The 24,152-nt window shown below is 31.9% G+C and carries 20 protein-coding genes; 6 read left to right on the top strand and 14 right to left on the bottom strand.

Annotated elements, in window-relative coordinates:
• The first annotated feature begins 15 nt into the window (after window positions 1-15).
• On the top strand, window positions 16-2,271 hold the full coding sequence (locus tag VRU49_RS01495) for a M1 family metallopeptidase (protein ID WP_330144999.1): 2,256 nt from the start codon (window positions 16-18) through the stop codon (window positions 2,269-2,271).
• A gap of 59 nt (window positions 2,272-2,330) precedes the next feature.
• Here the strand turns inward: VRU49_RS01495 and VRU49_RS01490 are convergent, their stop codons facing one another.
• From VRU49_RS01490 to tilS, 4 genes are all read right to left on the bottom strand, one after another.
• A complete protein-coding gene (locus VRU49_RS01490; protein WP_330144998.1) occupies window positions 2,331-2,957 on the bottom strand; it encodes an NAD(P)H-dependent oxidoreductase in 627 nt (208 codons plus the stop codon).
• 94 nt (window positions 2,958-3,051) lie between these two features.
• Window positions 3,052-4,182, bottom strand: a complete 1,131-nt coding sequence (bshA, locus tag VRU49_RS01485; RefSeq protein ID WP_330144997.1) for an N-acetyl-alpha-D-glucosaminyl L-malate synthase BshA — start codon at window positions 4,180-4,182, stop codon at window positions 3,052-3,054.
• 63 nt (window positions 4,183-4,245) lie between these two features.
• Window positions 4,246-4,737 (bottom strand): hypothetical protein, encoded by a 492-nt coding sequence (locus VRU49_RS01480; RefSeq protein ID WP_330144996.1) that lies wholly within the window; start codon window positions 4,735-4,737, stop codon window positions 4,246-4,248.
• Window positions 4,712-6,064, bottom strand: coding sequence for a tRNA lysidine(34) synthetase TilS (gene tilS / locus VRU49_RS01475; RefSeq protein ID WP_330144995.1), 1,353 nt, complete (start codon window positions 6,062-6,064; stop codon window positions 4,712-4,714). Before tilS ends, VRU49_RS01480 begins: the two co-directional genes overlap by 26 nt.
• A 98-nt stretch (window positions 6,065-6,162) precedes the next feature.
• Here tilS and VRU49_RS01470 point away from each other — a divergent pair, with 98 nt between their 5' ends.
• Window positions 6,163-7,911, top strand: a complete 1,749-nt coding sequence (locus tag VRU49_RS01470; RefSeq protein ID WP_330144994.1) for an OstA-like protein — start codon at window positions 6,163-6,165, stop codon at window positions 7,909-7,911.
• 1 nt (window position 7,912) lies between these two features.
• On the opposite strand, the gene VRU49_RS01465 is transcribed toward VRU49_RS01470, so the two are convergent.
• Both VRU49_RS01465 and VRU49_RS01460 read right to left on the bottom strand, forming a co-directional pair.
• Window positions 7,913-8,503 carry a non-canonical purine NTP diphosphatase gene (locus tag VRU49_RS01465; RefSeq protein ID WP_330144993.1) on the bottom strand — a complete coding sequence of 197 codons (591 nt, stop codon included), beginning with the start codon at window positions 8,501-8,503 and terminating at the stop codon, window positions 7,913-7,915.
• Complete coding sequence (locus tag VRU49_RS01460; RefSeq protein WP_330144992.1) at window positions 8,500-9,054, bottom strand: hypothetical protein; 555 nt, start codon at window positions 9,052-9,054, stop codon at window positions 8,500-8,502. Before VRU49_RS01460 ends, VRU49_RS01465 begins: the two co-directional genes overlap by 4 nt.
• Window positions 9,055-9,137: 83 nt before the next feature.
• On the opposite strand from VRU49_RS01460, the gene VRU49_RS01455 reads away from it, so the two are divergent.
• Entirely contained in the window at window positions 9,138-9,662 is a 525-nt protein-coding gene (locus VRU49_RS01455) for a hypothetical protein (protein ID WP_330144991.1), read from the top strand.
• A gap of 59 nt (window positions 9,663-9,721) precedes the next feature.
• A complete protein-coding gene (locus tag VRU49_RS01450) occupies window positions 9,722-11,080 on the top strand; it encodes a peptidylprolyl isomerase (protein ID WP_330144990.1) in 1,359 nt (452 codons plus the stop codon).
• A gap of 399 nt (window positions 11,081-11,479) precedes the next feature.
• On the opposite strand, the gene VRU49_RS01445 is transcribed toward VRU49_RS01450, so the two are convergent.
• The 7 genes from VRU49_RS01445 to mutL form a co-directional block, all read right to left on the bottom strand.
• Complete coding sequence (locus VRU49_RS01445; protein ID WP_330144989.1) at window positions 11,480-12,358, bottom strand: glycerophosphodiester phosphodiesterase family protein; 879 nt, start codon at window positions 12,356-12,358, stop codon at window positions 11,480-11,482.
• A gap of 108 nt (window positions 12,359-12,466) precedes the next feature.
• A complete protein-coding gene (locus tag VRU49_RS01440) occupies window positions 12,467-13,327 on the bottom strand; it encodes a nuclear transport factor 2 family protein (RefSeq protein WP_330144988.1) in 861 nt (286 codons plus the stop codon).
• A gap of 75 nt (window positions 13,328-13,402) precedes the next feature.
• Window positions 13,403-14,863 (bottom strand): cysteine--tRNA ligase, encoded by a 1,461-nt coding sequence (cysS, locus tag VRU49_RS01435; RefSeq protein ID WP_330144987.1) that lies wholly within the window; start codon window positions 14,861-14,863, stop codon window positions 13,403-13,405.
• Between the two features lie 71 nt (window positions 14,864-14,934).
• Window positions 14,935-16,053, bottom strand: a complete 1,119-nt coding sequence (locus VRU49_RS01430) for an endonuclease/exonuclease/phosphatase family protein (protein WP_330144986.1) — start codon at window positions 16,051-16,053, stop codon at window positions 14,935-14,937.
• Window positions 16,040-16,894: a rhomboid family intramembrane serine protease gene (locus VRU49_RS01425; RefSeq protein ID WP_330144985.1), complete on the bottom strand. Its 855-nt coding sequence runs from the start codon at window positions 16,892-16,894 to the stop codon at window positions 16,040-16,042. The genes VRU49_RS01430 and VRU49_RS01425 overlap by 14 nt, the downstream gene beginning before the upstream one ends.
• On the bottom strand, window positions 16,887-17,579 hold the full coding sequence (locus VRU49_RS01420) for a rhomboid family intramembrane serine protease (protein WP_330144984.1): 693 nt from the start codon (window positions 17,577-17,579) through the stop codon (window positions 16,887-16,889). The genes VRU49_RS01425 and VRU49_RS01420 overlap by 8 nt, the downstream gene beginning before the upstream one ends.
• Entirely contained in the window at window positions 17,579-19,417 is a 1,839-nt protein-coding gene (gene mutL, locus VRU49_RS01415) for a DNA mismatch repair endonuclease MutL (protein WP_330144983.1), read from the bottom strand. The genes VRU49_RS01420 and mutL overlap by 1 nt, the downstream gene beginning before the upstream one ends.
• 156 nt (window positions 19,418-19,573) lie before the next feature.
• Between mutL and VRU49_RS01410 the strand changes: the two genes are divergently transcribed.
• Both VRU49_RS01410 and VRU49_RS01405 read left to right on the top strand, forming a co-directional pair.
• Window positions 19,574-21,217 (top strand): amidohydrolase, encoded by a 1,644-nt coding sequence (locus VRU49_RS01410; protein WP_330144982.1) that lies wholly within the window; start codon window positions 19,574-19,576, stop codon window positions 21,215-21,217.
• Entirely contained in the window at window positions 21,189-23,015 is a 1,827-nt protein-coding gene (locus VRU49_RS01405) for a serine hydrolase domain-containing protein (protein WP_330144981.1), read from the top strand. The genes VRU49_RS01410 and VRU49_RS01405 overlap by 29 nt, the downstream gene beginning before the upstream one ends.
• 30 nt (window positions 23,016-23,045) lie before the next feature.
• On the opposite strand, the gene VRU49_RS01400 is transcribed toward VRU49_RS01405, so the two are convergent.
• Window positions 23,046-24,152 (bottom strand): lactonase family protein, encoded by a 1,107-nt coding sequence (locus VRU49_RS01400; RefSeq protein ID WP_330144980.1) that lies wholly within the window; start codon window positions 24,150-24,152, stop codon window positions 23,046-23,048.

Raw genomic sequence — 24,152 nt, 5'->3', positions numbered from 1 at the left:
ATATAAATTATTCCTATGAACCTAAAAAATTTAAAATTTTTAGCTTTGGCCTTGCTTTTTGTTGGCAATGTAGGTTACGCACAACAAACACAACAAAATACTGCGCCAGCAGCTAAAACTGGTTATAATCCAGGAAAGGCATTTTCGCCACTTTTTTATACTCAAAACGGTAACACTTATAGATCGGCTAGCGGTTATCCGGGTCCTAATTATTGGCAGAATAAAGCCGATTATGATATAAATGTTAGCTTGAATGAAGCTAATCATACTGTTTCTGGGTCTATAACTATTACTTATAAAAACAATAGTCCAGATAATTTACCATATATCTGGTTAAACTTAGAGCAAAACTCTTTTAAAGATGATTCTAGGGCAGAAAAAATTGCCGCTTTAAGAAGTAGGTATGGGAAACAAGGGGAGATTTTAGCAGGTGGATATACAATTAAAAATTTAGCTGTGTCTAAAAAAGGTGCTGCTGTAAAATTTGAATCTATTGTAGAAGATACCAGAATGCAGATTCGCCTTGACAAGCCTTTAGCTGCAAATGGTGATATTATTACTGTTAAAATGGATTATTCTTATATAATTCCAGCTATGGGTTCTGATAGAACTTCTCATTTAACAACCAAAAATGGGGAGATTTATGCGGTTGCTCAATGGTTTCCAAAATTGGCAGTTTATGATGATGTAATTGGATGGAACACCCTTCCTTATTGGGGTGCTGGCGAATTTTATAATGAATTTGGAGATGTTACTTTTTCGGTAACCGCACCGGCTTCACATATTGTAATGGGATCGGGCGAATTATTAAATCCTAAAGAAGTTTTTACAGCAACACAATTACAACGTTGGACTGCTGCTCATAATAGCGATAAAACTATTCAAATTCGTACTGAAGCAGAAGTTACTGATCCTAGTTCTCGTCCTGCCGGAAAGCAGAACTTAACTTGGAGATATAAAATGATTAATACAAGAGACGTTGCTTGGTCTTCTTCTAAAGCTTTTGTATTAGATGCAGCTAGAATTAATTTGCCTAGTGGTAAAAAATCGTTGGCAGTTTCAGCACATCCAGTAGAAAGTGCGGGTAAAGATGCTTATGGTAGAGCTGTTGAATATGTAAAAGCAAGTATTGAACATTATTCTAATAAATGGTTAGAATATCCATATCCAATGGCGGTTAATATTGCCACTAACATTGGAGGAATGGAATATCCTGGTATCGTATTCTGTAGTTGGAAAGATAAAAATGGGGCTGTTTGGGGTGTAATTGATCATGAATTTGGTCATACTTGGTACCCAATGATTGTTGGTTCTAATGAAAGAAAATATGGTTGGATGGATGAAGGTTTTAATACATTTATCAATGATCTTTCTTCAGCAGAATTTAATAATGGAGAGTATAAAAACCCGAAAACCAATATGCATAATATCGGTAAACGTGTAATTGGTGCTCCTGCTTATGAAAACATCATGTTAATTCCTGATGGTATGATGGAAAGAAATATTGGTGTAAACTTATATAGCAAACCAGGATGGGGTCTTCATATTCTAAGAGATCAAATATTAGGAAAAGATCGATTTGACTATGCATTTAAACAATATACTCATCAATGGGCATTTAAACACCCAACTCCATTCGACTTTTTCCGCTCAATGGAAAATGGTGCTGGAGAAGATTTAAGTTGGTTTTGGAGAAGTTGGTTCTTAGAGAGCTGGAAAATGGATCAAGGTATTAAAGATGTAAAAGCTGTAGTTACTCAAGGTAAGCAGACTAGAACAGATATTACTATTGATAATTTGGAGCCAATGCCGATGCCAATTATTTTAGAAATAACAAAAATTTCTGGCAAAAAGGATACAATTAAAATCCCAGTAGATGTTTGGATGCGTAATACTTCTTGGACAGTTCGTTATCCTGGATCTGAAGAAGTAGTTTCCGTAGTAATAGACCCTGAGAAAGTATTACCTGATTCTGATGATACGAATAATAAATGGACTTCAGCTAATGCTCCGAAAAAGGAAGCACCTAAAAATTTAGCATTATATCCTGGTACTTATTCAAATGCTCAATTAAATATTAAAATTACAATAGTTAACAAAAGCGGTACTTTATACGCGCAGTTAGTTGGACAGCCAGAACTTGAGCTTGAATATGAATCGGGCGACAAGTTTGTCTTTTCAGAAGCAAATATTAGTTTCACATTTGATGTAACTAAAAAGGAATTTACCCTAGTTCAACAAGGTTCACCTTTTGTCTTTAAAAAGGATTAAAATCTTAAATACTAAAAAAGGCGTCCATTTGGACGCCTTTTTTGTTAAAATTAACTCACTTATTTACGAATAATAAATTCTTCTTTTGGTGTTCTTACTTTAGGTAAGTTTACTAACCAATCATTTTCTTCATTTCTGTAACCTAAGGCTAAGATTGCAGTACTTTTTAAACCCATTGAAGGTAAATCTAATAATGCGTCTAATTGGTCGTTTACAAAACCTTCCATTGGTGTAGCATCAACACCTTCATTAGCTGCAGCGATTAATGCTGTACCTAATCCGATATAAGATTGTTTGCCAGTCCATGCAATTGTAGCTTCAGGAGATAGGTTCGAATTTGCACTAACCATGCTTTTCATTCCTTCTAAAGATTCTAAACTTACATTTCTTGTGTCAGCAATGTTCTGAATAAATGAGTCAATTCTTTCAGGCGTAACTTTATCCCAACCTGCAAAAATTAATAATTCTGAAGAATCAGTAATCTGACTTTGATCGTAAGCAATTTTTCTAATCTCATTTTTTAATTCAGGATCAGAAATAACAATTACTTTATATGGCTGAAGGCCAGCAGATGAAGCAGAAAGTCTAATAGCTTCTAAAATATTTTCTAATTTTTCTGAAGGAACTTTATTTCCATTCATACTTTTAGTGGCATAACGCCAATTCAATAATTCTATTAAGTTCATGGTATTTATTTTAATGCAAAAATACCATACCAAGAATTACCAAATCTTGATGTAAGTTAATTAAAGCTATTATGTTTGTTTTCTGACTTAATTATTACAATTTAGGTTTCAAAATATCTTCATAGTATTGAATATACATAGGTAATATTTTTTCTAAATTGAAATCAAATGCTCTTTGATAGGCGTTTTCCTTGAATTTCTTAAGTGTTTCGTCCTCCTTAAGAATATGAATAGAATTTTTTGCCATATCTTCAATATCACCAACATCACTCATAAATCCGCAAAATCCATCAACATTTAATTCAGGTAATCCTCCAGCATTTGATGTAATAATTGGGACTTTACAGGCCATGGCTTCTAATGCCGCTAAACCAAAACTTTCGGTTTCAGAAGGCATTAAAAATAAATCAGAAATAGAAAGAATTTCCTCAATTGCATCTTGTTTACCTAAAAATCTAACATGCTCTACAATTCCCATCTCTCTACAAAGTTGTTCATTAAAAGCACGTTCCGGACCATCGCCCACCATTAATAGTTTTGATGAAATTTCATTTACTATAATTTTGAAAGTTTTTATAACATCCTCTGTTCTTTTTACCTTTCTAAAATTAGAAGTATGAATTAAAATTCGTTCGCCATTTGGAGCAATTGCTTTTTTAAAGTGGTCTTTAGGCTGAGCATTAAATCTTGTGAAATCTATAAAATTTGGAATAACCCTTATTTCTCTATTTATATTAAAATGTCTGCAGGTTTCTTCTCTTAAATTGTCAGAAACTGTAGTTACACCGTCCGATTTATTGATAGAAAAGGTTACTACGGGTTTATATGTAGCATCTTTACCTACCAAAGTAATATCAGTACCGTGTAAAGTGGTTATAAAAGGTATATGAATATTAAAAGTTTCTAAAATTTGCTTTGCCATATAAGCTGCTGAGGCATGAGGAATTGCATAGTGAACATGCAATAAATCAAGCTTTTCGAATCGCACAACATCAACTAACTTACTGGCAAGTGCAGATTCGTATGGTGCATAATCAAAAAGAGGATAATCCCTTACTGAAACTTCATGGTAAAATAAATTTTCGGAAAAGAAGTCTAACCTAGCGGGCTGGCTGTACGTAATAAAATGTACTTGATGACCTTTATTAGCAAGCGCTTTTCCTAATTCGGTAGCAACTACGCCACTGCCTCCAAAGGTTGGGTAACAAACGATTCCGATTTTCATTTGAATTGATATTTGGTACAAATAACCAAACTAAACACTAATTAATTGTTATGTAATTGCAATTTATTTTTGTTTGTTTTTAATTTCCTCCATAATTACTAAATACATTTCATTTGGGCGTTGTGTACCGATATAATATTCGAGCCCATCTCTATCCGTTAAAACAATTGCATCTTTGCCAGAAGCATAAAAACGAATAGTTCCATTTTTGTGTAAATTATAAACTGGATTATTAAAAAAGAAATTGCTGTATTGGTCTTTTCTAACTTTAACAATGCTATTTAAATCGATTTTAACTTTTTTAGAAGTCCATAATCCGTCTAAAATAATACTGTTATTTTGGATAACTGTTTTATATTGAATTAAGAAGTTTAGGATAATGGATACACCAATAATACCAAAACCAGCGATTAAATATAAATCAATGGTATTATCCCTATCTCTTTCATAAACATATGCAGCAAAACAAAAAGCAGCCATTATTAGTCTAATGGCACTTCTCATATAGTCTCTACCTATATATTGCTTTTCAATAAAATAATTTTGTTGATTCATTTATTTTCCATTCGAAGATAGCAACTTTTTTTGTTGCCTTACTAACTTTATATCTATTATCTTGACGTAATCCCGCCACCCAAATTATATCGCCATTGCCATTTACTAAAATTGGAATTCGCTCTTTTTCTGGAACAGGCAATTTTTGATCTATAAAAAAGTCGCTTAGTTTTTTATAATTATTCATTCCAAATGGAATAAATTGATCACCATGTTCCCAGTTCCTAATAATTAAAGGAAATACAAGGGCATCTAAATCTATATAAGCTAATTCTGATTTAAATTCTAACAAAGGCAAAGAATCTGTAAGCCTAACTTGCATTCGCCCATTTAAAAAATCTATTTCTTCAATGCCTGAATGCCATATAATTAAAGGATTTAATTCGGGCATAATTTTAGAGATTAATAGATTGTCTCTGTCAAACGTTAGTCGATGCGATGGGCTATAAAATGAAGTGCCTGATGGTTTTTCCAAGTTTTGAATGATTAAATCAACCACCCCTTCAGAAAAATTAAAAGGAGCCAATAACTCTGTAACCAATAGTTTTTGAGGGTCAAGATCTTTAAAATGGACTTTATTTATATAATAGATACCATCTTTTAATTTAAATATTTTATTTCTAATTTCTGAAACTACTTTATTTAATATTTTCTCTGTCTCAGAAAATCTTTCAATATTATTTAAAAAGGTTTGTTCAAGATTTGGATTTATTTCCTTTAAAACTGGTATTACCAACGATCTTATTTTATTTCTTGCGTATTTAGTCGTTAAATTACTACTGTCTTCAACAAAACTTATATTTTCTTTCTCAATTTCGGCTTCAATTTCTTCGGAAGTAGCAAATAATAGTGGCCTTATTAATTTTCCTTTTTTAGGCAAAATTCCATGTAATCCAGCAATTCCCGTACCTCGAGTTAAATTTATTAAAACCGTTTCAATTGTGTCGTTAGAATGATGCGCGATTGCAATTTTCGTGAATCCATATTCCTCACATAACTCTTCGAACCAAGCATATCTAAGGTCTCGAGCAGCCATTTGAATTGAGATTTGATGTACTTTGGAATATGTTATTGTATCAAACACTTTAGTGTGTAAAGGCACATCAAATGTGGATGATAATAGATGAACAAATGAAGCATCTCTTTGCGACTCTTCTCCTCTTAAATTAAAATTACAATGAGCAATAGCGAAATTATAGCCTGCTTTTTTAAAAAGATGAGCCATAAGTACAGAATCTTTTCCCCCACTTACCGCCAACAATAATTTATCATCATTGTTGATTAACTGATGTTGATGAATAAAATCTTTGAATTGGGAAAGAATCATATTCCAAAATTATCTAATTAAACTGTTAAATCTGTAAACAGATTGTTTTGTTTTATGAAAATCAATGAAATTGCATTTTAATCCACTAACTTTGTAAGGTGTATAAATTAATTATATTCATTTCTTGCTTGTTTTTCCCTCTAATTGCAGCTTCTCAAAAGAAGACGGTAATTATTCTAGAAGGTGCTGAAAAGATAAATTATATTCAAAATAGCGAAGCTGCATTTTTGAGAAAACCTATTTTTAGGCACGATAATGCCATTTTAACCTGTGATAGTGCTGTGTTTTATGGTGGAGAAAAGAATTACTTTGAAGCATTTGGGAAAGTTCATATTAATCAGGCAGATAGTGTAAATATTTATTCCGAAAGATTAACTTATGATGGCAATAATAAAATTGCACATCTTTCTCAGAATGTAAGAATGTTACATCGAGATGCTGTTTTAACTACCCAGTTTTTTGATTATCGAATGGCCCCTAAAGTTGGTAATTATTGGGATAAAGGTAAAATTGTCGCAAAAGATGTAACTGTAAATTCTAAAACAGGTTATTATTTCGCAAACTCTAGAGATGCCTATTTTAGGTACAATGTTGTTGCTGTCACTAACCAAAGTACCATAAAATCAGATACATTAAGGTTTAATGTTTTAAAAAACTTAGCCTATTTCTATGGTCCAACCAATATTATTGGAAAGGATGATAATTTATATACCGAAAATGGTATTTACAATACACAAACCGGTGATGCTGTTTTCGGGAAAAATAATTTATATACCAATGGTAGCAAATCTTTAACAGGTGATAGTTTGTTTTATTATGGCGAAAAGGGATATGGGAGAGCTGTAAAAAATATTGTTTTTAGAGATACGAAAGATAAAATCCTATTTAAAGGCGACTTGGGAGAGTATTTTAAGTCGGATGAAAAAGTGTTGGTCACTAAAAATGCTTATTTCGGCATTAGTACCGAAGATTCTGTATTAGTTAATGATGTAAAAATACCAGATACATTATGGACCCGTGCTGATACATTGTCTTCATTAATGGTGTTAAAAAGTAGCATTAAATCTATCTATCCTAAAAATCCTGAAATAAAGAATTTGGAAAGTTATAACCTCCAGAAGATCGAGAATAAAACAAGTAATGAACTTCCATTAAATCAAACAACTAGTAAATCAAACAACGGAAAATTAGGGATAGTCGCTCCTTCGAATAAAGAAGACAGTTTAAAATTGGATACAGTTAAATCACGGATTATTGTGGCATATCCAAATGTTAAAGTGTATAAATCTAACTTGCAAGCTAAAGCAGATTCATTATTTTATTCTGATGCCGATTCTACTATTAGATGGTATAAAAATCCAATTATTTGGGCTGAAAATTCCCAGCAGACTGGTGATACAATTTATTTACTGATGCGGAACAAGAAGCTCCATAAAACGGAAACATTTGGTAATGGATTTATTGTAAATGTGGAAGGAGATTCCACTAATTTTAATCAAATAAAAGGGAGTAGAATTACAGGTAATTTTATTGAAGGCGAAATAAACAACATAAACGTTGTGGGCAATGCAGAAACTATTTATTTTAATCGTGAAAAGGGAAAAATAAAAGACATGCATCAAAGTTTTGCGGGTTCAATAAGATTTGAATTTAAAGACAAAGCGCTGAGTAGTATAGAATGGAGCGACCAGAGTGAAGGGAAATTAACCCCAGTAGAAAATATAAAGGGCGAGAATATCCTGACTGGATTTATTTGGAAACCTGAATTAAGGCCACAATCGAAACAGGATATTATAGGAAAGAAATTGGAACCGAAACTGGTAGTAAAAGAAAAACCTAAAAAATAATTTAATTTTTACTGTCTTCTTTTTGTTTTAAAAATTCTATCATTTTCTTAGTGGCAATTGCTCTATGACTGATCTTATTTTTTATTGAAGCATCCAATTCAGCAAAAGTTTCATTGAAGCCTTCAGGAATAAATATTGGGTCGTAACCAAAACCTCCTTCTCCACGTTTTTCAGGAATAATTTCCCCTTTAACAATACCTTCAAAAAAATAGTTTTTCCCATCAAGTAGAAGTGAAATTACCGTTCTAAATTGAGCTTTTCTATTGTTAATTCCGTTTAGTTTAGAGAGTAATAATTCAATATTTTTTTCATTATCTCTGGAACCACTAAAGCGGGCAGAATAAACACCTGGCTCTCCATTTAGAGCTTCTACCTCAAGACCACTATCGTCAGCAAAGCAATCAAGTTGATAGTTTTCTAAAACATAAGTGCTTTTTTGTAAAGCATTACCTTCAAAAGTATCTGCAGTTTCGGGAATTTCCTCTGTGCAACCAATGTCTAAAAGATTAACAACTTGGAATTCATTTTCTAAAAGGGATTTTATTTCTTTAGTTTTTCCTCCATTTGAAGAGGCAAACACAATTAATTTCATTTTTGGGTATAATTTTTTAAAGTTAATAGGAAGGCTTTTTTCAAATTAACATCGTTTGCCATAATATTCAATGATTCGCCCATAAAAACTTCCGTACCATCATTTTTAAAATAATTTGGAGCATCTATTGGGAAGATATTTTTTTCATGCTGAATGCCGAATGAAAAAATTATTGAAGGATTTAATTTTTCTTTTAGAACTGAAAAAGATAAAGAGGTGTATTTATGAACATTTAAAATTGCAAAATCTTTGCTTCCAATATTTAGGTGTTTGATGATATTTTTCAATAGGACCTTTCCATCTTCCGTACTTACCTCATTTGAAGCGTCACTTACTAAAATCAATATATTCTTTTCGTACTTCCCAATGTAATTAAGCACAATTTCTGTAGATTTATTAACGGTAGTTTCATCTTTTACAGGAGCAGTAAATTCTTGCTTTGGTGATTCAGTTTCTGTAGAAATTTCCTGCAAATCTTCAGCAATTACATAAATTGGTTCATTGAAAATTGCAGCTAAACTTAAAGGATCTTGAAGTATCAAATCTTTCATGTTCAAAAATAGCATTAATTTCTTTGTTAAATTAAGTTAAATTAGCTTTGTACAAGCTATAAATTATTAATTTTAGCTGATTAATGAACCCAATAAAAACCATTCAGAATATTTGTTTTGTTGTCTTATTCGTATTGCCTTTTGGTTTAAAAGCGCAAAATGTTGGATATATTAACGATTATTCTATTTCTTCGGAAGAATTTGTATGGTTGTTTAATAAGCACAATAAAGATAAAGGCGCAAATACTTACAATAATTTGTCGAAATATCTTGATTTGTACATAAACTATAAACTTAAAGTTCTGGAAGCAAAAAAGATGAAGATGGATTTAGATTCTTCATTTATAGTTGAAGTACAGAATTTTGAGAAAATCATAAAACCGAAATACAAATTTAGAAAGCGAGAAATGGAGTTCGTACTAAATGAGTATAAGGATGGTGTTTTGATGTTTAATGTTACAGAAAAGTTGATTTGGGAGCCATTGTATGCCTCGAATACAGCAGATGCTGAGTTAATAGAAAAGAAAGAAACAGAGTGGATTAAGGAATTAAGGAGTAAATATAAGATAGTAGTTGTAGAAGAGGAGTTGAAGAAGCTTTCAAGGTAAACTATCATGCTTTAATCGCTTAAATATTTAGTAAATTTGGAAATAATATAAATAAAAGGATGAAGAAGATTTTTTGGACAACGTGTGTATTACTTTGCATGTTTTTCAGTGTTCAAGCTCAAAAAAACACAGTAGATAAGATTGTTGCTGTAATAGGGGGAAACCCAATATTATTGTCTGATTTAAATCAACAATATACAATGTATTTAAATCAAGGGAATCCACCTAATCCCGATATTAAATGTTATATAATTCAGCAAATGCTAGCTCAAAAGTTGCTAAAACAACAAGCTGAAATAGATTCAGTTTTTGTTGAGGAGTCTGAAGTTGACATTGAGCTAGATAGACGAATGCGTGCGCAAGTTCAAAGAGCAGGTGGGCAAGAGAATTTGGAAAGATTTTTAGGTAAATCGTTGCTTCAGTATAAAGAAGAAATTAGAACAGATGTGAAAGAACAACTTGTTTCTAATAAAATGCAAGGAAAAATTACTGAAAATATTAATGTTACCCCACAAGAGGTTAAAAAGTATTTTGATTCTTATGCTTTAGACAGTTTGCCAGATATTGGTGCTGAAGTAGAAGTGGGGGAAGTGGTTTTTTATCCTCAATTAAATAAAGAAGAAAAACAAAAGTTTCATGATAAAATTGAGCTTTTAAGATTAAGGATAAAGAATGGTGAAGATTTTGCGTTTTTGGCAAGAACTTATTCTGAAGATTTAGCTTCTGCTGTAGAAGGTGGAGATTTAGGTTTTTTTGATAGAAGTCAGATGGTAAAAGAATTTACAGCTGTAGCTTTTAAATTAAAACCAGGTGAGGTTTCAAATGTTTTTGAGTCTGAGTTTGGGTTTCATATTCTCCAAGTTTTAGAAAGGAGAGGGGAGCAAGTCCATGCCCGTCATATTTTAATTAAACCTCAGTATGAACAACCAAGTTTAGAAAGAACTAGAATTAAAGCCGATAGTGTATATGTTAAATTAGTAAATAAAACTATTGGTTTTAACCATGCTGCGAGTACTTATTCTGATAATAAAGAAACTAAGTTTAATGGTGGTATGCTATTGTATGCAGATAATGTAACTGCAAGAACAACTTTTTATCCTGTGGAGCGATTAGATCCAAGTATTTTTGTTGTAATAGACTCAATGAAGGTAGGAGATGTTTCTAAACCTGTGTTTTTCACAGGTCAGGATGGGAAATCTGGATACAGGATTTTATATTTAAAGTCTAAAATTCCGCCACATAAGGCAAGCTTAGAACAAGATTATCCTAAGTTTAAAGAATATGCTCAACAAGAAAAAATTGATAAAGCATTAAGTTTATGGTTTGAGAAAAGAAGAGAAACGTCGACCATAAAAATTGATGATGAGTTTTTATCTTGTGAAGAACTTAAACTTTGGACCAAGAATAGTAAAAAATAGATAAGCATTAAGCTTATAATCATATATAGCTCTATTTAATTGTACGCTTAAAGCTAATTAAATAGAGCTTTTTTGTTTCTCCAATTTATAGGAAGTCGATTTAACATCGCAGAAAATAAGAAAGTTATTGTTGAATAATTTGTCTCTCAAATTGAGATTTAAGAACTTATGAAAAATCTAGCTTCTAATTTATGTCTATTAAAATTAAAATTAATTGAAAAAAGCTTTGTAAAACTTGATTTTTAGCTTAATTCTTGCTAAAATTGAGGATAATTTAAAATTATGGCAGACAATCATTCACAATCAAATCATTCTAGTAAACCAGGTAATTTTGTTTCTTGGGTTTTACCTTTAATCGTTATTCTTGTTTCGCTAGTTTTAATGATTAGCTTTACTTAATTAAGGGTCTATTAGTTTCATTAAGTTCGGATAATCTGTAATTATCCCATCTACTCCAAGATTTTTAAAATAAACAATCTCTTGGACAGAATTTACTGTCCAAGGTATAATTTTTATTCCTTGAGCGTGGCACTTATCCACTAAGTTTTTCCCAACTAAAATAGCGTACGGACTATATATTGTTGGTTTAAAGCCTAATGCTTTAATATTGTTTTCAAAATCTTCTTTTTCATCTATCAATAATGAACTTTTAATTTTTGGATATTTAATATGTAAATATTGTAAAGTCCGAATATCAAAAGACTGAATTATTACCCTATTTTCTATTTTTTTCCTTCTTACTACTTCCATTATTAGTTCAACAAATTCTGCAGGATCTGGGTGAAATACTGAGTCGCCATTTGGAATAATCTTAGTTTCTATATTGTAATATGGCTTTGATAATTTATTTTTTTTAACAAACCATTCTACAGAATCTATTAATTCTTCCAATAATGGTTTATATGCTGCAATTTTCTGTTGACCTAAGAACCTAGGGTGTGTTTTTAAACCTACATCATATTTTTTAATATCACTGTAGGTCATTTGATACATATTGTGGTTTTTCTCTTCTTTTAGCGTAATAGATTTGCCTTCTGGAGTGGTAGTTGTCTCATTATTGAAATATGGAACATGCGATAGTACCACTTTTTTATCCTTACTAATTACAGCGTTGAGGGATAAAGTATTTACGCCTAACTCTATGGCTTTAATGGCTGATGGGATGGTGTTTTCTGGTAGAATTCCTCTAGCGCCTCTTTGTCCATGTACATCGAATTTGGGTTGAGCATAAGAATTAAAACAGATAAAAATAAAGGATAGTATAAGTGATGGTTTCATAAGCTAAAATAGAAAGAGGGCAAAAAATGTGCCTTAACATGCGTTAGGCTTAGAAAATAAAAAAGCCATCCAAATTTTTGGATGGCTTCTAAAATATTTTGGTTTAAATTATCTTTCTGCTGGGGCATAAATTTGGAGAATGATATTCCAATTATGATCTGCTTGGCGTTCCCAAATGAATACATAATTGAAAGACTCTCTTAAATCTCCACCTTTATAATCGAAAGTAGCTACTCCATAAGTATAGGCTAATTCTCCACCATTTGCTTTACTTGCACCAACGTTTTTAAAATTGATGTTTTCCACCATATTAGCTGTAAAAGACATAATATTGGTTTTTCCAATAATTGGTTCGTTTCCTGTAAATAATAATCTTGCATCATTATTTAAAAAACCACCTAAAGCAGCAATACCAAAAGATTTAAGTGAAGTGTTTAAAGTTCTTTCTGTATCATAAATAATTTCCATACCAACTGCAGCATCTTTAGTGCTAAACAATTTAGGTGTGTATTTACCATTAGGCTCAATAAACTCTTCTTTAACTGGGATTAATGGTTTATTGTGTTCGATTCCAAGATCAAGTGCTAATTCCCATTTACCATTTCTAGCTTTCCAAATAGATAGATACTGGCCATATTCTTTTTTAGTGTCATTAATCTCATAAGCGCCAGAAGTAAATCCCCAATCTCCACTTTTACTTACTTTAGCGAACGATGGTTTCCAACTTAAGTTTTTTGTGTTAGGTTGAGCAGCATAATAAGTTTTCGCATTTACCGGATTAGGTCTAAAAACCAAGGTGTTTTCAATTGAAACATCTAAATAAGCAGTTTTGATTCCGCTTTTTATGGCTTTTTCTGCAAAAGCTTTATCTGCATTAACTAATGATTTTGTTGTTCCATCAGATTTTTGTGCAAAACAAAATACAGAAGCAAATAAATACGTACTGGTTATTAAGATCTTTTTTATCATGGTTTTAGTTTTATGTAAATTTAACAACTGCATTTGCAATTTTTTAAAAAAGTAATTAACAATTAAACATTAAGCTTAAATTTTATTCCAACTTGTTCCTTCTTTTCCATCGCTCAGCTGAATTCCAATTTCTTGAAGCCCAATTCTAATCTTATCGGTTGTTGCATAATCCTTATTGATCTTTGCATTTGTTCTCAAATCAATAATCATATTCATCACCTCATTTAGATCTTCATTTGAGTTTTCTTCATCTTTTAAACCAAAAATATCGAATACCAATTCATTAATAAATGTTGATAGTGATTCAATATCATTTGAAGTTAATTTAGCTTTACCATCGTAAACGCTATTAATTATTTTCACGCCTTCAAATAATTCTGCTACAGCAACAGGTGTGTTAAAGTCATCGTTCATAGCATTTAAACAGTTTTGTTTAAATAATGCCACATCAAAATCGCTTGAATCAGCAGGTTTAAGTTTTGGAAGCTTAGATATAGCATTCATCAACTTTTTATATCCCTTTTCTGAAGCCAATAAAGCCTCGTTACTGAAATCTAAAGTACTTCTGTAATGCGCTTGAAGCATGAAGAATTTCACTGTCATTGGGCTATACCCTTTATTTAGTAAAGGATGATTTCCTGTGAAAAGCTCGCCCGGTAAAAAACCATTTCCTGCAGATTTAGACATTCTAGTTCCGTTTACTGTAAGCATATTGGTATGCATCCAATACTTTGCAGGTTGGATATGATTACAAGCTTCAGATTGAGCTATTTCATTTGTATGATGTGTAGCGGCTAAATCCATGCCACCACCATGTATGTCGAATTGATTACCTAAATATTTAGAACTCATTGCAGAACACTCGATATGCCAACCAGGGAAACCTTCTCCCCATGGAGAAGTCCATTTCATTAAATGTTCTGGTTTTGCTTTAATCCATAACGCAAAGTCGAGCCTACCTCTTTTTTCATCTTGTCCGCCTAACTCTCTAGTATTTGCCAACATATCTTCCAAATTTCTATTGGTTAATAGCGTGTAATTATAGGCTTTACTATATTTTTCTACGTCAAAGTAAACAGTTCCATTAATTTCGTAGGCATAACCTTGTTTTAAAATTTCTTGAACCATATTAATTTGTTCAACAATATGGCCAGTAGCAGTTGGCTCAATACTTGGGGGAAGCGTATTAAAAAGACGCATAACATCTCTAAAACCTATGGTGTATTTTTGGACAATTTCCATAGGTTCCAATTGTTCTAGTTTAGCTCTTTTTGCGAATTTATCTTCTCCTTCATCTCTATCTCCTTCAAGGTGACCTGCGTCGGTTATATTTCTGACATACCTAACTTTATAGCCGCAGTATTGTAAATACCTAAAAATAACATCAAAAGAGATAAAAGTTCTACAATTGCCTAAATGTACATCACTATAAACAGTAGGACCACATACATACATACCAACAAGAGGGGCATGTAGAGGTTCGAAGATTTCTTTTTTACGAGAAATTGTGTTGTAAATTTTTAAGCTTTGATTCATAATAGCAAAGATAAAATTTGCCGATCATTAATAGATGAAATATCTTTTTATCGGCGTGTATTTATGTTTTATTAGGGTAAAATTTCAATATCAGATCTTACTGGGTAATGATCAGATAATTTAGCTTTTGTAACCTTGTAATTTACAATTTGTAAATCCTTGGTTGTAGCAATATAATCTATTTGAAAATTAGGAAACTTACCGTTATAGGTTACGCCCATTCCTATTCCTTTTTCGAAAAAGGCATTATTTAAATTATTTGTTAATTGTTTTACAGCAAAAGATGCTGGTGTATCGTTAAAGTCACCCGCTAAAATATAAGGGGTATTACATTTTGCAATTTCTTTTTTTAATAAATCAATATTTTCCGCTCTTTTCTTAAATGCAGACCTTAGAGCTCTATAAATTCTTTTAGATGATTGTTTGTCTGGGTTTATTTCTTTTACCTGATCTAGGTATTGATAATCTTCATTGCCAAAAGAAATTGATTTGAGGTGTAAATTAAAAATCCTGATTTTTTTATTATTTATGATAACATCAGCAAGCAAGCATCCATTTGCGCCGTAAGCATCAAAAGGAATAAAATCTTTGTTTTTTAAAGGATATTTAGAAAAAATAGCCAGTCCCATGGCTTCATAATCGTTTTCTTTTGAACTTTTAAAATAGGTATAAGGTGTTTTTAATTGAACTTTTATGCTGTCTACTAAATTATATTCACCCTTAAAACGAGTATAAAATTCTTGAAATAAAATAATATCTGGATTTTGTTCTTTTAGAACACTTAAAAAATTTCTTTTGGTTTCTAAATCATTCTTGTCGCCAAATTTTTTAAAATTATGCACATTGTAAGTCATAATTCTTAAGTGGTCGGTTGTCTTTAGATCAGCTCCTTCTTCACCCCAAAACTTAATGGTTGAAAATAAGGTAGGGTATCCAGAAAAAACAAAAGCAACGATTAGAAGTGATACTTTCCAATTTTTATTTAAAAGCCAAAACACTAGAACAATTACATTGGCAAATAAAATAAAAGGATAAGCTAGGCCAATAAAAGCAAATAAAACAAATTTCCTAGGATCAAACATACCAGCATAAGAGCTTAGGAATAATACTATACCTAAACATATCGTTACGATTAAAACCAAGGTTTTAAAGAACGATAATTTTGCCTTTTTATGTTTACTTTTTGCCACTCGCTTTAAATAATTTTTGTTTTTCTTCACTGGTTAATTTTTCATAACCTGATGCCGATATTTTTTCTAATATTCTGTCAATTTCTTCTTGTGAAACTTCGTTATAAGGTGAATTATATTTAGGTGCCGAGTTTTTAACTACTTTTAATTTAGGTTTTTTCTCTGTCCATTTACTTAAATCTTTGCCTTTTTGCAGTAATTTAATAAATATGAAACCAGCCAAGGCGCCACCTAAATGTGCTAAATTTCCACCAGCATTTCCATCATTTAATAATATGATATCGAAAATTAATAAAAACAGTACTAAATATTTTAATCTAACTGCTCCAAATAACAATAAGTGGAAAGTATAGTTTGGAACATAAGTAGCCGATGCAGCTGCGATAGCCATAACAGAAGCCGATGCGCCAATTAATAAACTATTTGTTGCAACACTTTCGAAAACTGGAAAAAGATTAAATGTAATTGCATAAAATAAGGCTCCAATAAAACCTCCAAATAGATATACAAAATGAAACTGTCGTGGTTTTAAAAAATCTATAAATACTCTACCAAACCAAAATATAGTAAGCATATTAACCAGTAAATGCCATAAATCGCGATGAAAAAACTGGTAAGTAATTAACGTATATATTTTATAAACTTGATTTTGAATAGAAGCTGGAAAGGCAGTGTATTCCCAAATCAATCCTTTTATATCAAACGGCAGTTTAAACAAAAAAGAAATAACGTCTAATACACCAACCGTTATAAAAATAGTTACATTTAATACAATGTATATTGATAATGGTTTATGTTGTGTTATTAAAAACCTAAGATTTGAAATAAAACTATTATTCATAATAATTATAAAATCTATCTTTTTTCTCCCATATTTTAACGATTATATACCCAATTAAAGCACCACCTAAATGTGCAAAATGGGCAACAGAATCACCTTCAATATTTGCCATGCCTAGGAATAGTGAAATTAAGACATAAACAGGCATTATATATTTTGCTTTTACGGGTACAGGAATAAACATGATGAAAAGCTCTTCATCAGGATATTTCATTCCAAACGCAATTAATAATCCAAATATTGCACCAGAAGCTCCTACCATTGGAACTGCATAAATATTTCTCAAGGCTTGATAATCGGCCATAGATGTTGTTGTAAATGAGTCCGGAACAGTAATTGAGCCTACAATTTGATAGACTTCAAATGCTTGAACACACCATTGTAAACCTAAAGCACCTAATCCGGTTATTAAATAGAAATTTATGAATCTTTTAGTACCCCATTGACTTTCTAAAATTGAACCAAAACTATATAGTGCAAACATATTGAAGAGAATATGCATAAAGTCGCCATGCATAAACATATAAGTAATGGGTTGCCAGAAATTAAAATTTGGCGAATCAAAATAGAATACAGCAAATAATGCATTCATTGGGATTTGATTGCCCAAAAAGTATTTTGCTGCGAAGAATAGCACATTTATGATCAGCAAATTTTTTACAACAGGTGGTATATAGTTATTCATTATTTTTCGAATCTTTTATCTATTTCTGGAATGGTTATAGTTTGTATAATGGCTTTTCCGTTTACACTGAAATTTGGCATTTTGCAAGTAAACAATTGCTCGATTAAAGTATGCATTTCTTCTAATGACAATTTACTGCCCGTTTTAATTGCACTATTTCGGGCCAACGATTTTGCAAGGGCTTCCCTTTTGTCAATTTTTAAATCCTGCTGAGAGTTTTTATAACCTTCAATTAATTTCTCAAATAATTCAATAGGTTGAATATGATTGTTTCCAATATCAACAGGAACGCCTTCAATAACTAATGTATTTTTTCCAAATTCTCTAATTTGAAACCCTAAGTTTAATATTTCGGGCAAAATAGACATCGTTAATTCATAATCTTGTGAACTAAGATGAATAGTTTGAGGGAATAGCAGTTGTTGAGAAGAGCCTTGTTGGTTTTCTAAGTGTTCAATGAATTTTTCGAACAATACACGCTCATGAGCACCTTGTTGATCAATAACCATTACGCCCGATTTTATTTGAGAAATAATGTATTTATTATGGATTTGCATGTACTGCTTAGCAGAATTATAAGTAATAGGTTGTTCTGGGATAGAAATACTTTGTTGATTAACAATTGTTTCTTCATTAATTTGGTACAATGACGACCAATTATCTTTACCGCTTAATCTAGTAGAAGTGAAACTATTGTTTCCACTTTTATAGTTTGGTTCTGAACTAGTTTGAAATGGATTAAAATTTGGATTAAAACTAATAGATGGGGGGATTATATCTTCGTGTTTTTTGGGCGATATCATGTTACTAAACCCAGTTTCTTGATTAAAATCTAGAGAAGGACTTATGTTAAATTTTCCGAGCGATCTTTTTATTGCAGCATGAACGATGGCATAAACCGAACGTTCATCTAAGTATTTTATTTCTGTTTTTGTGGGATGCACATTTACATCAATATTGGCAGGATCCATATCGATAAACAGCACATATAAAGGAAAATTATCATCAGGTAATAAATCCTGATAAGCCTTCATTACCGCATGATTGAGGTAAGCATCCTTAATAAATCTATTGTTTACAAAGAAAAATTGATCACCTCTGGTTTTTTTTGCAAATTCTGGTTTCCCTATAAATCCTTTTAGTTTTAAAATGGTAGTATCCTCTTCAACTGGAATTAGTCGCTCGTTATAATTATTTCCAAAAAGGTGTACAATTCGTTGTTTTAATGTTGCGGCAGGTAGTCTAAAGATCTCTAATCCATCTTGAACTAATGTGAATGCAATATGAGGATTAGGTAAAACCACTCTTTGAAATTCGTCCATAATATGGCGCATTTCAGCTGAATTACTTTTTAGGAAGTTTCTTCTGGCAGGGGTATTGAAAAATAAATTTTTCACTGAAATTGAAGTTCCTGCTGTGGTTGCTACTGGTTCTTGATCAATAAAATTTCCACCTTCAATTCTTATTAAAGTGCCTAACTCTTCGTCGTGCAATCTTGTTTTTAATTCTACTTGGGCGATAGCGGCAATTGAAGCCATTGCTTCTCCTCTAAAACCAAATGTTCTTATGGCGAATAAATCTTCAGCTTTGCGAACCTTTGATGTTGCATGTCTTTCGAAACACATTCTGGCATCTGTAAGGCTCATTCCGCTACCATTATCAATTACTTGAATTAGCGTCTTTCCTGCATCTTTTAGTATTAATTGGATTTTAGTAGCCCCAGAATCAATTGCATTCTCTAACATTTCTTTCACTGCAGATGCTGGGCGCTGAACTACTTCACCTGCAGCAATCTGATTGGCAACATTTTCTGGTAATAATTGAATTATATCTGGCATTAATTTTTATTGATCAAACAGCTAATTTACATAAATTATAGATGTTTTTTGACACATTGTGTAAGTATTTAATAACATGAATGTTTAAATAGAAATATAATAAATTCAATTTTATACCTTAGCAAATTCAATCCTATAACCACAAACTAAATTATTATGAATAAAAGCAATTTAAGGTCTGTTGTGTTTTTGATTTGCGCGCTATTTTTAATTTCATGCGGCAAGAAGAAAGCAGATTTTCTAGTGATTAATGGTTCAATTTATACAGTAAATGAAGGTTTTGATGTTGTTGAAGCCTTTGCTGTAAAGGACGGGAAAATTATTGCCGTTGGTACAACTGATGAAATTCAATCGAAATTTGAATCTGAAGAAATAATAAATGCCGAAGGAAATCCTGTTTATCCTGGATTTATTGATGGTCATGCACATTTTTTTGGATATGGAGAGAGCTTGCAGGTTGCAGATTTATTTGGAACTCAATCTTGGAATGAATTAATTGAGCGATTAAAAGATTTTGCGAAGACACATCCAGAAGGCTGGCTTCAAGGAAGAGGATGGGATCAAAATTTATGGAAAGGGAAACAGTTTCCTACGAATCAGTTGTTAAATGAGCTATTTCCAGATCGACCAGTTTTATTAACTAGGGTTGATGGACATGCTGCGATTGCTAATCAAAAAGCGCTCGAATTAGCAGGAATTACCGGATACAAGCAAATGGTAGGCGGTGAAATGATAACCCAAAATGGAAAATTAACAGGGGTTCTTATTGACAATGCAATTGGATTGGTTGCTTCAAAAATTCCAGCGGGTGATTTAGACTTTACTAAAAAAATTCTAATGGAAGCACAGGCAAACTGCTTCGCAGTTGGGTTAACAACAATTGTTGATTGTGGTATTGATCATGAACAAGTAGAGCTTCTAAAAAAATTGCATGAATCAAATGATCTGAAAATGCGTTTATATGCAATGCTATCAGATTCGCCAAAAAATTATGATTTTTTAATAAAAAATGGAGCAATTAAAACTGAAAGACTAAATGTTAGATCATTTAAAGTATATGCAGACGGCGCTTTAGGGTCAAGAGGAGCTTGCTTATTGCATCCTTATTCAGATAGTCCTAATCAATCAGGATTTTTATTGAGTGATTTAAAACACTTTGAAGAAGTAGCAGAATTAATTAATAAAAATAATTTTCAGATGAATACCCATGCAATTGGAGATTCTGCAAATCGTGCAATATTGAATATTTACAATAAAGTATTAAATGGTAAAAATGATAAGCGTTGGAGAATTGAGCATGCTCAAGTTGTAAATAAAGATGATTTTGACAAATTTGGAACGGCTTCGATTATTCCTTCAGTTCAGCCAACACATGCCACTTCAGATATGTACTGGGCAGAAGAAAGATTGGGTGCAGAAAGAATTGGTGGAGCGTATGCTTATAAAGATTTGTTAAAGCAAAACGGTTGGTTAACATTAGGAACTGATTTTCCAGTTGAACAAATTAATCCGATGTTAACTTTTTATGCGGCAACTATACGTAAAGATGCGAAAGGGTTTCCGGAGCAAGGATTTCAAATTAACAATGCTCTAACCCCTGAAGAAGCACTAAAAGGTATGACAATTTGGGCTGCAAAGGCAAATTTTGAAGAAAAAGAGAAGGGAAGTTTAGAAGTTGGTAAATTTGCTGACTTTGTTATAATGGATAAAGATTTCATGAAAGCAAAGGCTAATGAAATATTAAATGTAAAAGTATTAAAGACATATTTAAATGGTGAGAAGGTTTTTGAAAGAAAATAATTTCGTTTTATTATTAACTGCAATTCTATTTTGCAATGTTTTAACGGCATGTGCTCAAAATAAAGAGAACTTATTGAAGGTCGAAAAATATAAGGCCATTGAGAACGAGTTATTGTTGTTTAATAATGGTAGTCATGCATTGCCCATTAAAGAAATAACAGATGTTAAAATGGCTTCTGTAAACTTTAATTTTGAGTTTATAAAGACCTTCGATAGCTTGTTAAATAAATATTCTAAAGTTGATAAAATATCAACGTTAAAATATGCAGATTCTACTACTTATAATGATTTAGAGGACGATTTAAGATTTTATGATATTCTATTTGTGCCAGTAACGGAAAAGCAAATTAGTAATAAAAAAATCTTTGATTTTATTAGTTCTGTTTCGTCAAAAAAGACAGTTATTGTATCTTATTTTGGTACAGAAAACGGGTTATTGAAATTAGAAAATCTGAGAACCCCAATATTGTGGACGGGTTATATTACTGAAGAAGCAGCATTTATTTTGCCTCAAGCTATCTTTGGTGGAGTAGCTGTTCGCACAAATTTAGAATATAATATTGGAACTAAGTTTACTAAGGGCTCAGGATATACAACTTCTGTATCTCGCTTAAAATATACCCTTCCAGAAGATGTCCAAGTTAACTCTAATGAGTTGGCCCAAATAGATTCTATCGCCTTAGAAACGATTAGAGAAAAGGCAGCTCCTGGATTAGTTGTTTTAGTTGCAAAAGGTGGTAAGGTAATTTATAATAAGAGTTTTGGTTATCATACTTATGCTAATTTAAAACCTAATTCGCCATCAGATATATTTGATTTAGCTTCTGTAACAAAAATTACGGCAACTACACCTGCTATTATGCGTTTGGTAGAACAAGGAAAGTTAAATTTAGATTTAAATGTTGGACATTATATTCCAAAAGCTAGAAATACGCCTATGAATTCTACAGTCGTTAGGGACGTAATGATGCATCAGGCAGGATTTATACCTTTTATCCCATTTCATAATTTTGTTAAAGAAGACGACTATTCTAGAGATTCTACCCGTGTTTACAATGTTAAAGTGGCAGATAGTTTCTATGTAAAAAAGAAGTTTTATACAGATTTTATGTGGCCAAAAATGCTAAATTCTCCTATAGTTTCTAAAGGAAGATACGTTTACAGTGATATAAGTATGTATGTAATGAAAGATATTGCCGAACATATATCTAGGAAACCAATTACTGAATATTTAGATGAGAATTTTTATAAACCGCTTGGTATGCAGTTTACTGGATTTTTACCTAGAAAACGTTTTTCAATTGACCAAATTGTACCAACAGAAGAGGATGTAACTTTTAGAAAGACTTTATTAAATGGTTATGTACATGATCAAGGTGCTGCATTAGCAGGTGGAGTTGCTGGTCATGCTGGTTTATTTGGAAACGCAAACGATTTGGCTATTTTTTATCAAATGTTGCTAAATAAAGGGACCTACGGTGGGAAGAAATATTTTGATCATGAAACGGTAGAGCAATTTACAGCTAAACAAAGTGTTGTAAGTAGGAGAGGATTAGGTTTTGATAGGTGGGATCCAGATCCTAAAAATAAGTACCCATCTGAGTTAGCCTCTGACCAAACTTATGGTCATACCGGCTATACGGGAATTGGGGTATGGGTTGATCCTGCTCGAGATATGATTTATATATTCTTATCTAATAGAGTTCATCCAAAAGTCTCAGACAAACTAGGGAACCTTGCAATAAGAAGAAGAATTCAAGATGTAATTAATGTAGCCATAGACAATGGCAAGAAATAATAGAAAAAAGTCCGCAGTTGCGGACTTTTTTTATAGGATAAACTGCAAACTTACTGGAGCTGCAATTCTAAAATCGATTCCAACTTGGGTTAATTTACCAGATTCTGCATCTATGTTAAATACAATTATAGATTGAGAATTTTGATGTGCTACCAACAACCAAGCACCATCGGGTGAGATTGTAAAATTTCTTGGCCCCATTCCATTACTAGGTACCTGCTGAACAGGAATTAAAGTTCCATTTTCTTTAATTTCAAAAACAGAAATAATATTTTCTTTTCCGCGAACACTCGCATAAAGAAATTTTCCGTCTGCCGATAATTGGATATGCGCGGCATTAAATTCATTAATATCTCTGGCAGGAAAAATGGTTGAAATTGAGTTTTTCAATTTTAACTGATTATTCTCAAAATCGAAAATATGAATATTTCCATCTAATTCGCCCAATACAAATAACGTTTTACCATCATTAGAAAATGTCATATGTCTAGGTCCGGCACCTTGAGGCACATCGAAACTTTGTTTAAAAGTTAATGGCTCATCGCTATTTTCATCATAGGTATAAAGAATAACCTTATCTATCCCTAAATCAGACACTAAAATATGTTTTCTGTCGGGTGTAAACGCAATCATGTGCGCATGTGGCTTATTTTGTCTAATTGGGTTTAAACTTTTACCTGTATGTTTTACAGTTTGAATAGCGTCTTTTAAACCACCATTTTGGTCAATAGGAAAAACTGAAACATCGCCACTTGAATAATTTGCAGTAATCGCATGCTTTTTATTTACCACAATGTAACAAGGGTCCAAGCTCGACATAGCAATGCGGTTGATAAGCTTCAATTGGTTAAGGTCATGATCAAACTTAAAAGCAGACACTCCACTTTTTTCTCCACTTTCATTAACACTGTAAACGAAATTTCCATCTTCAGAAATACTGGTGAAGGAAGGATTGTCTGTTTGGACAAAATTGTTGGTAGCTATAATACTACCATCTTGGCTGTCAAAAATTAGAGCATGTACTCCTTTATTTTTACCTGGGCCAGTATATGTTCCAACAATTAAAGGATAAATTTGACCTACAACATTAAATGGTAAAACAAAAATGAGTAGCAATAGAAACCTAAAAGAACGCAT

Source organism: Pedobacter flavus (assembly GCF_036324285.1).
GTDB lineage: Bacteria > Bacteroidota > Bacteroidia > Sphingobacteriales > Sphingobacteriaceae > Pedobacter > Pedobacter flavus.
This window is presented reverse-complemented; position numbering and strand designations above follow the sequence as displayed.

Coding starts and splice junctions, on each gene's coding strand:
- VRU49_RS01405 (WP_330144981.1), top strand. CDS start 21,189: ATGGTGAGAAGGTTTTTGAAAGAAAATAATTTCGTTTTATTATTAACT.
- VRU49_RS01490 (WP_330144998.1), bottom strand. CDS start 2,957: ATGAACTTAATAGAATTATTGAATTGGCGTTATGCCACTAAAAGTATG.
- VRU49_RS01440 (WP_330144988.1), bottom strand. CDS start 13,327: ATGATAAAAAAGATCTTAATAACCAGTACGTATTTATTTGCTTCTGTA.
- VRU49_RS01445 (WP_330144989.1), bottom strand. CDS start 12,358: ATGAAACCATCACTTATACTATCCTTTATTTTTATCTGTTTTAATTCT.
- VRU49_RS01400 (WP_330144980.1), bottom strand. CDS start 24,152: ATGCGTTCTTTTAGGTTTCTATTGCTACTCATTTTTGTTTTACCATTT.
- VRU49_RS01480 (WP_330144996.1), bottom strand. CDS start 4,737: ATGAATCAACAAAATTATTTTATTGAAAAGCAATATATAGGTAGAGAC.
- VRU49_RS01420 (WP_330144984.1), bottom strand. CDS start 17,579: ATGAATAACTATATACCACCTGTTGTAAAAAATTTGCTGATCATAAAT.
- VRU49_RS01425 (WP_330144985.1), bottom strand. CDS start 16,894: ATGAATAATAGTTTTATTTCAAATCTTAGGTTTTTAATAACACAACAT.
- cysS (WP_330144987.1), bottom strand. CDS start 14,863: ATGAATCAAAGCTTAAAAATTTACAACACAATTTCTCGTAAAAAAGAA.
- VRU49_RS01455 (WP_330144991.1), top strand. CDS start 9,138: ATGAACCCAATAAAAACCATTCAGAATATTTGTTTTGTTGTCTTATTC.
- mutL (WP_330144983.1), bottom strand. CDS start 19,417: ATGCCAGATATAATTCAATTATTACCAGAAAATGTTGCCAATCAGATT.
- tilS (WP_330144995.1), bottom strand. CDS start 6,064: ATGATTCTTTCCCAATTCAAAGATTTTATTCATCAACATCAGTTAATC.
- VRU49_RS01495 (WP_330144999.1), top strand. CDS start 16: ATGAACCTAAAAAATTTAAAATTTTTAGCTTTGGCCTTGCTTTTTGTT.
- VRU49_RS01460 (WP_330144992.1), bottom strand. CDS start 9,054: ATGAAAGATTTGATACTTCAAGATCCTTTAAGTTTAGCTGCAATTTTC.
- VRU49_RS01410 (WP_330144982.1), top strand. CDS start 19,574: ATGAATAAAAGCAATTTAAGGTCTGTTGTGTTTTTGATTTGCGCGCTA.
- VRU49_RS01450 (WP_330144990.1), top strand. CDS start 9,722: ATGAAGAAGATTTTTTGGACAACGTGTGTATTACTTTGCATGTTTTTC.
- bshA (WP_330144997.1), bottom strand. CDS start 4,182: ATGAAAATCGGAATCGTTTGTTACCCAACCTTTGGAGGCAGTGGCGTA.
- VRU49_RS01465 (WP_330144993.1), bottom strand. CDS start 8,503: ATGAAATTAATTGTGTTTGCCTCTTCAAATGGAGGAAAAACTAAAGAA.